Annotated in this window: 12 protein-coding genes; 11 read left to right on the top strand and 1 reads right to left on the bottom strand. The window is 32.5% G+C overall.

All coding sequences use genetic code 11. The features are described from left to right. The 3 genes from Q0W95_RS06115 to Q0W95_RS06125 all read left to right on the top strand — a co-directional run. Window positions 1–365 (top strand): FHA domain-containing protein (locus Q0W95_RS06115; protein WP_297790922.1); only part of this gene is annotated, 365 nt, incomplete at its 5' end. Continuing rightward, entirely contained in the window at window positions 358–1,617 is a 1,260-nt protein-coding gene (locus Q0W95_RS06120; RefSeq protein WP_297790924.1) for an FtsW/RodA/SpoVE family cell cycle protein, read from the top strand. The genes Q0W95_RS06115 and Q0W95_RS06120, both read left to right, overlap by 8 nt. Further along, complete coding sequence (locus Q0W95_RS06125; protein WP_297790926.1) at window positions 1,610–3,133, top strand: penicillin-binding protein 2; 1,524 nt, start codon at window positions 1,610–1,612, stop codon at window positions 3,131–3,133. The genes Q0W95_RS06120 and Q0W95_RS06125 overlap by 8 nt, the downstream gene beginning before the upstream one ends. A gap of 1 nt (window position 3,134) precedes the next feature. Here the strand turns inward: Q0W95_RS06125 and Q0W95_RS06130 are convergent, their stop codons facing one another. Continuing rightward, window positions 3,135–3,920: an NAD(+)/NADH kinase gene (locus Q0W95_RS06130; RefSeq protein ID WP_297790928.1), complete on the bottom strand. Its 786-nt coding sequence runs from the start codon at window positions 3,918–3,920 to the stop codon at window positions 3,135–3,137. 45 nt (window positions 3,921–3,965) lie between these two features. On the opposite strand from Q0W95_RS06130, the gene Q0W95_RS06135 reads away from it, so the two are divergent. From Q0W95_RS06135 to Q0W95_RS06170, 8 genes are all read left to right on the top strand, one after another. Further along, window positions 3,966–4,805 carry an RluA family pseudouridine synthase gene (locus Q0W95_RS06135; RefSeq protein ID WP_297790929.1) on the top strand — a complete coding sequence of 280 codons (840 nt, stop codon included), beginning with the start codon at window positions 3,966–3,968 and terminating at the stop codon, window positions 4,803–4,805. Window positions 4,806–5,090: 285 nt separating this feature from the next. Next, window positions 5,091–5,693 (top strand): YtxH domain-containing protein, encoded by a 603-nt coding sequence (locus Q0W95_RS06140; RefSeq protein ID WP_297790931.1) that lies wholly within the window; start codon window positions 5,091–5,093, stop codon window positions 5,691–5,693. Between the two features lie 10 nt (window positions 5,694–5,703). Continuing rightward, window positions 5,704–6,147 carry a hypothetical protein gene (locus tag Q0W95_RS06145; RefSeq protein WP_297790933.1) on the top strand — a complete coding sequence of 148 codons (444 nt, stop codon included), beginning with the start codon at window positions 5,704–5,706 and terminating at the stop codon, window positions 6,145–6,147. Between the two features lie 49 nt (window positions 6,148–6,196). Then, window positions 6,197–7,207 (top strand): LacI family DNA-binding transcriptional regulator, encoded by a 1,011-nt coding sequence (locus tag Q0W95_RS06150; protein ID WP_297790935.1) that lies wholly within the window; start codon window positions 6,197–6,199, stop codon window positions 7,205–7,207. An 80-nt stretch (window positions 7,208–7,287) separates the two neighbouring features. Continuing rightward, a complete protein-coding gene (locus Q0W95_RS06155) occupies window positions 7,288–7,548 on the top strand; it encodes an HPr family phosphocarrier protein (protein ID WP_297790937.1) in 261 nt (86 codons plus the stop codon). Window positions 7,549–7,607: 59 nt separating this feature from the next. Continuing rightward, window positions 7,608–9,311, top strand: a complete 1,704-nt coding sequence (gene ptsP, locus Q0W95_RS06160) for a phosphoenolpyruvate--protein phosphotransferase (protein WP_297790939.1) — start codon at window positions 7,608–7,610, stop codon at window positions 9,309–9,311. A 1-nt stretch (window position 9,312) separates the two neighbouring features. Beyond that, entirely contained in the window at window positions 9,313–10,209 is an 897-nt protein-coding gene (locus Q0W95_RS06165) for a kanamycin kinase (protein ID WP_297790941.1), read from the top strand. A gap of 117 nt (window positions 10,210–10,326) precedes the next feature. Next, the gene (locus Q0W95_RS06170) at window positions 10,327–11,157 is read left to right on the top strand and encodes a YitT family protein (protein WP_297790943.1); all 831 of its coding nucleotides are present in this window, start codon (window positions 10,327–10,329) and stop codon (window positions 11,155–11,157) included. Window positions 11,158–11,212 lie beyond the last annotated feature (55 nt).

The following is an 11,212-nucleotide window of genomic DNA, read 5'->3' on the forward strand; positions in this document are numbered from 1 at the left end:
GAATTATATATTATGATGTAAGAACCACACTCAAAAAAGAATCTAAGTCTGATACATATTTGAAATTATTGAACATAAATGATGATTTTTCTTTTAACGTTCAAGAATTTTATTTTCTTGCATCTGACAATACGATTGGAAGGGATGATAGAAATAGCATTTGTATTAAAGACAAATTCTTATCAAAGTTTCATGTAAGAATAGTCGAAGATGAGGGGATATATTTTATTGAGGATCTAAAGTCTGCAAATGGAACTTTCTTAAATAATGAAAAGATTGAAGATGCTATTGAACTTAAGTCTAATGATATAATAAATATTGGTTCTCTTAAATTTTTGTTTATCCAAGGTGATGGAAATGAATAGGATAAAAAATTTAACAGTAAATAAGAGAAGATCTCAGAGGAAGGCAGTCTTCTTATTATTAATCTTTGAATTCCTTTCCCTATCCTTGGCTTTAATTTACAATATTGAAAGCATTAAGGCTACAGACTTTATAACCTACTTAGCTCTTTTGGTATCAACTTTATTATCAACCATGCTTTTAGGGAGAATTAGTAAATCTGATGGTATTTTATTGATGATAGTAAATATGCTATTTTCAATAGGAGTTGCCTTAATTTATAGGCTAGATCCAGCTCTTGGTAAACGACAACTTCAATATTATTTGGCAGGCTTGGTTTTGTTTTTCATAACATATTTTATCTTAAAAGCCTACCCATCATGGCATAAATTATCCAAATTTTATGTTGGGATATCTGTTGTGTTGTTTGTGATTACTTTAGTCTTTGGATCTTACCTAGGCGGAGCTAAGAACTGGATTTTTATAGGAAGTATAAGTATTCAGCCTTCGGAGTTTATAAAAGTACCTCTTGCATTTTTTATTGCAAGTTTTTATACTCATTATAATGAATATGCAAAGAAGCCTTTTGGAAAGTATTATATGAACCTTATAATCTATGTTTTTATTGGTTTTTTGTTCTTGCAAAAGGACCTAGGTACTGCATTGATATTTTTTGGAACAATGATTTTGAGTCAATTCGTCTATAACAAGGATAGGAAGCTAATACTTGTAAATATGGTAGCTATGGTTTTAGGATCGATAGTGGCATATTTTCTCTTTAGCCATGTTAGGGTAAGGGTAGCCACATGGAGAGACCCTTGGTCAGATATTGATGTTACAGGCTATCAAATCACTCAGGCACTTTTTGCTATGGCTAGCGGTGGTTTGTTTGGAAGTGGGATAGGTCTTGGAAGACCAGACTTCATACCTGTAGCTGAATCTGACTTTATATTTTCTGCTATTTGTGAAGAAATGGGAATTTTTATGGGAATTGCAGTAGTTCTTCTATTTATGATTTTGGTTTATAGAGCAATTAAAATATCTCTCATTCAAAAGGATAAGTTCTATTCTATCCTTGCGTTTGTTATCGGGATTTTGTTTGCTCTACAGACCTTTATTATTCTAGGAGGGGTCCTAAAGCTTATTCCTCTTACAGGTGTAACCCTTCCTTTCATAAGCCAAGGTGGTTCGTCAATGCTTGCAGGATTTATCTTGTTGGGGTGTTTGCAATATTGCGGAGAGGAAATCAAATATGGTGATGAAATAAATGACTAAAGATAATATAACAAATAAAAAAAGAAAATCTGGAGAAAGCTTTATAGATAAAATAAGAAAAATTGAGCAAGAACATAGGCTTGAAGAAAATAACCAGCTAAATATTCTTTCTAAAACTACCTTAAATAGAAGGCTAGTTTTTGTTATGGTATTTTTCGTTGCTTTGTTTATGACTCTAGCCATATACTTGGTGTATTTCCAGCTATTTAGAAGGGCTGATGTAGAGAATAACTCCCACAATAGGAGGCTTTGGGTCAATGAGGACCACATCAAAAGAGGAGAAATCCTAGATAGAAATGGAAATATCCTCGCTTACAATGAAACAGCTGAAGATGGTAGCCAATATAGGGTTTATAATTTTGGGGAGGAAGCTTCTACAATTACAGGTTATTCATCAAAGACTTATGGCAAAACAGGAATTGAAAAAACGTACAACAAGCAACTTCTAGCCCTAGGTGAAGATGGTTATTCTAACTTTAGAAAAATGGTTGTAAAAAACGATACAGGTTATAATGTTGAACTTACAATGGATGAAAATATTCAAAGCATAGTTTATAATCATATGAAAGATATCAAGGGCTCTTGCGTTGTAATGAACCCGACAACCGGAGAGATTCTTGCTCTTGTATCAAATCCTACTTTCAATCCTAATTCAGTAGACGATGATTGGGATGAATTAATCCAAAATACAGACGGACCGCTTGTAAATAGGGCGACATCTGGAGTTTATAGACCAGGTTCAACCTTTAAAATTGTTACAGCAACTGGAATCTTGGATAGTGGAATTGACACTTCCTACAAGGATACAGGAGTTGAAAGGATCCAAGGCTACGATATTAGGAACATTGCCGACCAGGTTTATGGGATGGTTAATCTTAGATCAGCTTTTGTAAATTCTATTAACACATATTTTGCTGCCAAGACAAATATTTTGGGACCAGAAACCTACAAAAAATTAGCTGAAAAATTCATGATTAATAAGGATTACCCTTTTGATTTAGAAAAAAATAATGCGAAAATTCCATTCGATAGCTTAAATCAAGTTGATTTGGCGATGACTGGATTTGGTTATGGTAAGACAGAAATAAGTCCTCTTCATATGGCTATGATAACTTCAAGCATTGCCAATGGTGGTAAAATGATGGAACCACGACTTGTTAAAAAAGTTGTAGATAAAGATGGAAAAATAATTGAAGAAAAAAAAGGCAAGGTCTTATCCCAAGTAACTAGTGAAGAAAACGCAAATATAATAAGAGATATGATGGTTGCTGTTGTTAGCGAAGGAACAGGTACAGGAGCTTACCTTGATTATATGCAAGTTGCAGGAAAAACTGGAACTGCTGATAAGAACAATGGTCTATTGGATGCATGGTTTGTTGGCTTTGCACCAGCCTATAATCCAAAGCTTGCCATTGCTCTTGTGTTAGAGGATAGTACAGATACAGGAGGAGAAAGTGCTGCTCCTATAGCAAGAGATATAATAAGCGAAATTTATAACAACATAAACTTAGATTAACTTACATTAACTTATTCTTAATATTAGTCCAATAGTGATTTTTATTGAGAATAAGTTTTTTTATCTTCTTTTTTGAAACTTCAATTCGAATCTTGTAGTCCTTTGTTGTGTGTTCCTTTCCATCAAAAATAAAAACTGTATGGTAGTTATCTCTTTTTGAGACATTTATGTCTATACTTGCATCGTTAGGTAAAACAACAGGAGATCTCAAGGCTTTGGTCATGTTTGAATAAACTGGTGCAATTGGTGTAAGCTGGAAGCCATTAAGAGATTGGTGGAGAATTGCTCCTCCTGCAGATAAGTTGTAGGCAGTTGAGCCATGAGGAGTAGAAATAATTAGACCGTCTCCTGAATAAGCCTCAATAAAGTTTCCGTCAATGTAGACTTTAAGTCTAACTATCTGATTTCTATCACTTTTTACAACTACTTCGTTGATAGAATTAATTGTCTTGTTATTAACTTTTGATTCAAGTATCGAAAGATTTTCAATCCTATAGTCTTTATTGGCGAAAGCTCTAACAAAATCTTCAATCATATTTATTTCTATTTCTTGATAAAAACCCAAATGCCCAGTATTGATACCAATAAAAGGAATTTCAGAAAAATTTGATAAGTGAACAGCATTTAAAAAAGTACCATCTCCACCAATAACTAAGTTTAAAACAGCGTCGTCTTCATAGGTATTAGTGAAAATGTAGCCATACTTATGCATAATTTTCCTGCACTTTAGATAAACTGACTTAGAAAATTTCGATTTATTCTTAAAAACATTTACTTTATTTGTCATTTAACCCACCTCTCATATATAATATTATAACATAGAGGTTGACTTATGAGATATATAAAATATGAAGTAGATAAAAAAACAAGTGTAAGAAAATTTCTTAGAGAAAAAGATTTTTCTAAAAGAAGTATAGATGAAATTTTAGTAAAGGGTTATTTTGTAAATGATAAACTATCAAAAAAATCGCAAGAATTAGAAACTTTAGATAAAATCTCTATAATAATAGAAGATGAGGATTTGGATTATAAACCTATCAAGGGGAACATAAAGATAGTTTATGAAGATGAAAGCACATTAGTAGTTAGTAAAAATGCTAACCTTACTGTAAATTCGAAAAATCAAGTTAGCTTAGCAAACTACCTATCCTATTATTTCAAAGAAAATAATATAAATTCAAAAATAAGACTTGTAAATAGGCTGGATATGGATACATCTGGACTTATGATTATAGCTAAAAATAAATTTGCCCACGCCTTTTACCAACGACAAATTGAAAGCAATAAAATGGAAAAAAAGTACCTAGCAGTTATTGAAGGAAGACATGATATAAATATTATGTATGAAGAAAAATTTTCCTACGATGAATTATCTAAGTCTTACAAGAAAGATAAGTCAGGAAAATCAGCAAGGACAATATTTAGAACTATAAGCAATGATGAAAATAAATCTCTGATTGAATGTAAAATTCTAACAGGCAAAACTCATCAAATTAGAGCAAGTTTGAGCGAGTTAGGATACCCGATAATTGGAGATAAACTGTATGGTTCTGAGGTAGAAATGGATAGGTTTCTTTTGCACTCATATAAGTTGAGTTTTTTTGATTTTGATAAAAAGGAAAACATAAATTTAGAAGATTGGCCGAATTTCATAAGCTTTTATCAAAAATAGTGAAAACAATATAATTTGCCAAAATCCTTTTCATATTATATAATTAAGATATCCCAAGGAATATGGGTCCAAATTTAAACCTACAACTATTATAAGGGATTGCGGAGTTCCAACTTTGATGGCAAGCCTCCACGGAGGGGAAGTCAGAGATTTTGGACAGCTTGCCCACCTTCACATACGAGAAGGTCTTTAAAATAGGACTCCCTTGGGTTTATTTTTAAAATAAAGTTTTATTTGACTAACTTTGGGTATAAATATAATAAGATTAAAATAAAAGGAGTTAATATGTCAATATCAGATTACATTGAAGAAAGAGCAAAAGCTAAGAAAAGAGAAATCAAATATGAAATTTGGAAGGCTAAAAACCATGATACAAGAATGAGAGCTCAAGGAGCTGTTCTTGGAACTCTACTAGGAGTAGCTGCTGGAGTTTTACTAGCACCAAAGTCAGGTAAAGAAACAAGAGAAGACATTATTGATGCCTTCAACGATACTGTTGATAGTGTAAGAGAAAGTGCTGCTAATGCTGTAGATTCTGCGAAAGACAGCTATGAAGATCTTAGGTATAGAGCATATACAGACCTTCAACCAATTAAAGACGGTTTTGAATATGGTACAGAGATAGTAAAAGAAACTGGTAGCCAAGTGAAAGAGGCTGCAAAATCTGCTACAGCTAACCTAAAAGAAGGTGCAAAAGAAGTAAAAGATATCGTTAAAGAAGGTGCCGAGGAAGCTAAAGAAGTGGCAAAAGAAACTGGAAAAGAAGTCAAGGAAGACGCTAAAAAAGCCGCTGAAGATGTAAAAGAAGGTGCAAAAGAAGCCAAAAAGGAAGCGAAAGCTACAGCTGAAGAAGTAAAAGAAGAAGACAAAAAAGCTAAGAAAAACTAAGGAGAGTTAAATGGTAACCATAAACTTTAATCTTCTTGGAAATGTTATACTAACAATTCTAGGGATTGTTGCCTTATTGTTTCTAATTCTTTTACTAAAGAATGTAAATGCTCTAGTTAAAAAAATCCAAGGAGTACTTGATAAAAATTCTAATAATCTTGATCAAGTAATAACTAAGTTACCAGAATTGGCTGAGCAAGCCAACACACTGGTTGCAAATGTAAACTCAATCGCAGCTGATCCTAATCTAAAGATGGCAATTGCAAAAGCTAATGATACAATGACAAATGTTAATAGCATAACTGATGACATAAGAGATACTGTCAACTATGTCGGTGTTACTGCCGTTGATAGCGTGGACACATTAGGGGCTGGAGTTGCATCTATAACAGACTATTCAACATTAATCATGGATGTTATTGATATAGCAAGAAGTGTAATGTCAGGTAGATAAATTAAGGTCATCTAACGATGACCTTATTATTTTTTAATAAGGAGGAAAGATGGGTCAACCAACAATTAAAGATGTAGCAAAACTTGCTGGAGTGTCTATATCCACAGTATCGAGGGTGATGAATAACTCCAAACCTGTTAGCCCTGAAGCAAGAAAAAAAGTTCTTGATGCTATTAATAAACTTGACTTTAAGCCTAACGAGTTGGCAAGATCTTTGGTAATGAGAAAGTCAAACCTTGTAGGTGTTATTGTAGAAGATATTGGTATTGAGTATATGGCTCAACTCATAAGAGGGGTAGAGGAAATTGGTAGGGTGTATAAGTACGATATACTTTTATCAAGCTCTTATGGTGATGAAGAGTCCCTTGAAAATTCAATAGATTTTTTGGCGACCAAACAAGTTGAAGGCTTGGTAATTATTACTGAAAATATTTCACCAGAAATTCTTGTAAAATTGAGGGAAAGAAGGATACCATTCGTACTTCTTGACAAATATCATACATACAAGAATGTTAAATCTGTCAAAATTGATTATCTAGCTGAGGAGAAGAGACTTGTTGAAAGCTTGATAAACGATGGCCATGAAAATATTTTATATATTAATCATTCAGAAAATAACGTATTGAATGAAAATATGTTAAAGGGTTACAATGAAGCAGTTAGTGAAAATGGCAAGAAATCTTATGTGTATGAAACAGATGGCATAAAATCCGATGATGGATATAATTGTGGCGATGCGGTTTATAAGCTTGTTAAAGAAAATGGTATAACTGCAATTTCTTGTGTAAATGACGAAGTTGCAATTGGATTTATAAATTATTGTGTTGATAATAAAATATCCGTACCTAATGACTTATCAGTAGCAGGATTTGGAGATTCAAATATTGCAAGTATCTATAGACCAAAGGTAAGCACAGTATCCATACCTTACTATGATATTGGGGCAATATCAATCCGTGCTTTGATTAAGAGAATTAAGGAAGAAGAAGATATCCTCGAAGATGATTGGATTATTGATGGTCAAATTATTAAGAGAGAATCAACTAAGAAAATCAATTGATAACTAGCGTACAATTTATTGTTAAATTTTAAAAATATAGTAAAATATAATTATAAGAATTAAATAGGAGGCAATTTATAATGGCAGAAAGAAAAGTTGTTGTAGCTAATGAAACTGGACTACACGCTAGACCAGCAGCATCATTAGTACAATATGTTAAAAATTACCCAGGAGAAGTTAAGATTATCAAAGAAGGTAAAGAAGCAAATGCTAAGTCAATCTTCAACGTTATGAGCTTAGGAATAGCTAAAGGAACAGAAATTACTTTAGTTGTTGAAGGTGAAGACGAAGAAAAATTTGCAGATGAACTAGTTTCATTTATAGATAACTTATCTGAATAATACGATTGAATAGAAGGATACTTTTTAGTATCCTTTTTTTAAAATAAGGAGTAATTATAATGACCGAAAGATATGAAGGGTTGAAAGCTAGTGGTGGATTAGCCATTGGTAACTTGTATCTATTTAATAGAGAAGAAGTAGTAGTTGATGATAGAAAAATAAAAGAAGACGAGAAAGACTTAGAGTTTGGAAAGATAAAAGATGCTATTAATTCCTATATCGACCAACTTTCTAATATGGAAGGAAAAAGTGAAGCTCAAAAAAATATAGCATCTGCCCACACTGAACTTCTTCAAGATCCATATTTCACTGACACCATAGAATCAAAAATAAAAAATGAGCTTAAAAATTCTGAAATGGCCTTAGATGAAACTATTAAAGAAATGGTTGAGATTATGAGCCAAATTGATGATGACTATCTAAGAGAGCGTGCAAGCGACTATCAAGATATAGGTTTCCAAGTAATGTATAAGCTTAAAGGAATAACCCCTAAAGATCTAGCTCATCTTGAGAAGGGAAGCATAGTAATCTCTAAAGAATTAACCCCATCGGATACCTCAAACATGAATAAGGATGCTGTTGTTGGATTTGCGACAGATTTAGGTGGAAAGACAAGCCACACTTCAATAATAGCACAAACCTTGGATATGCCTGCTTTAGTTGGTATGGGGGATATTTCGACAAAGGTTAAGGGTGGTGAAAGAGCCATTATTGATGGAAATCAAGGCTTATTAATAGTAAATCCTAGCGAAGAAGAACTAACTAGATATGAAGTCCTTATTAAGGAACAAAAAGAGAGAAAAGAAAGGCTAAAATCTGTTAAGGATAGTGAAGCTATAACTAAAGATGGCAAAAAGATTGAAGTTTCTGCCAATATTGGTAACCTCGAAGATTTAAAGCTTGCTATTGAAAATGGTTGTGATGGAGTGGGATTATTTAGAACTGAATTTTTATACATGCAGAGTTCTGATTTTCCAACAGAAGAAAGTCAATTTGAGGTATACAAGCAAGCAACACAAATGCTTGGCGAGAAATCACTTATTATAAGAACACTAGATATTGGTGGAGATAAGGGACTGGACTATTTTGACTTTCCTAATGAGGAAAATCCATTCCTTGGCTACAGAGCAATCAGACTATGCCTAGATAAGAAAGATATGTTTAGAGCACAACTAAGAGCACTTGTTAGAGCTTCTGCTTTTGGTAACCTTAAAATCATGATTCCTTTTGTTGTTAATATTGATGAGCTTAAAGAAGCGAGAAGTATGGTCGAAGAAATTAAGGCAGAACTTGATAAAGAAGGAATAGCCTACAATAAAGATCTCGATATTGGAATCATGGTAGAGACTTCTTCATCAGTAATAATGGCTGATAAGTTCATAAAATATGCAGACTTTTTCTCAATAGGAACAAACGACCTAACCCAATATACCTTGGCAGTTGATAGAGGAAATGAAAATATTGCCGACCTTTATTCAAATTACAATCCAGCTGTTCTTAGGGCTATTAAACATGTTATCGATGTTTCTCATCAAGCAGGTAAGTGGACGGGTATGTGTGGAGCATTTGCATCAGATACTGAGGCCACAAAACTCCTCCTTGGTCTTGGTCTTGATGAGTTTTCTGGTTCATCAGCTAAAATTGCTGAAATAAAGGATACAATAATAAATTCCAACCAAGAAAAAGAAGCTGAATTTGCTTTAACAGTCCTTGATTGTGAACTAACAGAGGAAGTAGAAAATTTAGTAAAAGAGCATAAATAAAATGATTAATGAATATGGTTTTTTAAGGCATATGAACACTTTTGCTGAGGAAAATAGTATCAAGAGTGTGGAGAAAATATCAGATAACAAGCTGAAAATAGTAGCAGAAGATGGGTTGACCTATGCTTTAGCTCTTTATGATATTGACAATCATACAAGTATAGAAAATGAAAAGAATATCAGACAAAGACTAGAGATTATCGGCTTAAAGCCCCTTGAAATTTATGAAGAGGGTATTCTTCCAGATATTAAAAAATCATATAAAATTTTTGAATATAGGAAGGAGATTTCTCTAGGAGAATTTCTTGATAAGTCAGATAGTGAAACCAGCTTTAAAGTTGGAGAAAATTTCGGGAAAATTCTAAAGGATATCCACGAAAGCAAACCTATTGAGCCTATAGATTGGGAAAAGGAGTTTTTAACTAAATCTAACTACCTATTTTACATTCATGGATTATCAGAAGATATTGGAGAATCAGATTATATTCTAATAGATTATATAGATGCTAATATCCATCTGACCAAAAATACTCCAATAAATTTAATTTATGGAAAAATTTCCGAAAAAAATATCAGAGTTTACGATGACTCCAAACTAGACCTAAGGGCATTAAAAGATATTAGCTTTGGAGATGGTGTATTTGATTTTGTTGATGTAAATAAACTTGCTATAAAATATCCTGAATTTTCAAAGGGAGTTCTTAAAGGTTATTTTGGAGGAGGAAAGCCAACTAGGAAATTTTTTAGATTGTTAAGTATCTACCAAGCTTACATCCTTCTTTACAACAAGGTGGATAAAAATATAGAAAAAGAACATCACCTTGAAGATGATGAAATAAATGCTATCATGCAAATGTATGATAGTTTTAATCAATTAGTTCCTACATGGGCAAAATAAATATAAGAGATGCTTAGGGTTTTCTAAGCATCTTTTTATAATTCAAATAATATTGAATTATAATTGAATATATGCTTAATTTATGATAACATTTTACATAGAAAGTGGAGGATATATATGAAGAAGTACATATGGATTTTTATTGGTGCCTTATTGATATCAGTAGGTTTATATTTTTTTCTCATACAGCATGATATTGCAGCAGGAGGAGTTTCTGGATTTTCCGTAGTTCTTTCAACCTTATTTCCAATTCTTTCTGTTGGTGTTACAAATGCAGTTTTGAATGTAGTCATTATGATATTAGGCATTGCAATTCTTGGGTTCGATTTTGCTAAAAAATCAATCTTCGCCTCCTTTGTATTGTCAGCATTTATTATAATATTTGAGAGATTATTCCCTGATGTTATACTTACAAATGATAAGATTATAAATATAATTTTTGGGGCTGTAACTATGAGTTTGGGACTTGCAATAGTATTTTATCATGGCTCATCAACTGGAGGTACAGACCTCATAGCTTCAGTGGTAAATAAGTTGACAGGAATGCCAATCCATATATCTATGTTTCTTGCCGATTTTGTTGTAGTGTGTTCATCTATTTTAGTATTTGGATTTGAATTAGGACTTTATGCAACACTTACTATTATGATTCAATCAATAGGAATTGACTATTTCATCCAAGGTTTTGGTAGAAAAATCGCAATACTTATAATATCTGATGAATATGAGCAAATTAATAAGACATTGACCGAAAAGTACAAAAAAGGTGTAACCTTACTCAAGGCTCAAGGAGGATATTCCCTAAAGGATAAAAGAGTTATTATGACAGTTACTGCCTTTAGGATATATCCAAGTATAAGAAAAGAGATTATGGAAATTGACGATAAAGCATTTATCTTCACTTATCAAGTTTCAGAAGTTTTGGGTGAAGGATTTACCTTCGAATAAATTAGGAGAAAGTTATAAAAAAATTTAGTATTAAAAGATTTAATAAAAATAAGGC

This window comes from uncultured Anaerococcus sp. (assembly GCF_947253225.1).
Taxonomy (GTDB): domain Bacteria; phylum Bacillota; class Clostridia; order Tissierellales; family Peptoniphilaceae; genus Anaerococcus.

Excerpts from the sequence above, each read along its gene's own strand:
- Q0W95_RS06155 (WP_297790937.1), top strand. The coding sequence starts at position 7,288 with ATGGCAGAAAGAAAAGTTGTTGTAGCTAATGAAACTGGACTACACGCT.
- Q0W95_RS06120 (WP_297790924.1), top strand. The coding sequence starts at position 358 with ATGAATAGGATAAAAAATTTAACAGTAAATAAGAGAAGATCTCAGAGG.
- Q0W95_RS06125 (WP_297790926.1), top strand. The coding sequence starts at position 1,610 with ATGACTAAAGATAATATAACAAATAAAAAAAGAAAATCTGGAGAAAGC.
- Q0W95_RS06150 (WP_297790935.1), top strand. The coding sequence starts at position 6,197 with ATGGGTCAACCAACAATTAAAGATGTAGCAAAACTTGCTGGAGTGTCT.
- Q0W95_RS06170 (WP_297790943.1), top strand. The coding sequence starts at position 10,327 with ATGAAGAAGTACATATGGATTTTTATTGGTGCCTTATTGATATCAGTA.
- Q0W95_RS06135 (WP_297790929.1), top strand. The coding sequence starts at position 3,966 with ATGAGATATATAAAATATGAAGTAGATAAAAAAACAAGTGTAAGAAAA.
- Q0W95_RS06165 (WP_297790941.1), top strand. The coding sequence starts at position 9,313 with ATGATTAATGAATATGGTTTTTTAAGGCATATGAACACTTTTGCTGAG.
- ptsP (WP_297790939.1), top strand. The coding sequence starts at position 7,608 with ATGACCGAAAGATATGAAGGGTTGAAAGCTAGTGGTGGATTAGCCATT.
- Q0W95_RS06145 (WP_297790933.1), top strand. The coding sequence starts at position 5,704 with ATGGTAACCATAAACTTTAATCTTCTTGGAAATGTTATACTAACAATT.
- Q0W95_RS06130 (WP_297790928.1), bottom strand. The coding sequence starts at position 3,920 with ATGACAAATAAAGTAAATGTTTTTAAGAATAAATCGAAATTTTCTAAG.
- Q0W95_RS06140 (WP_297790931.1), top strand. The coding sequence starts at position 5,091 with ATGTCAATATCAGATTACATTGAAGAAAGAGCAAAAGCTAAGAAAAGA.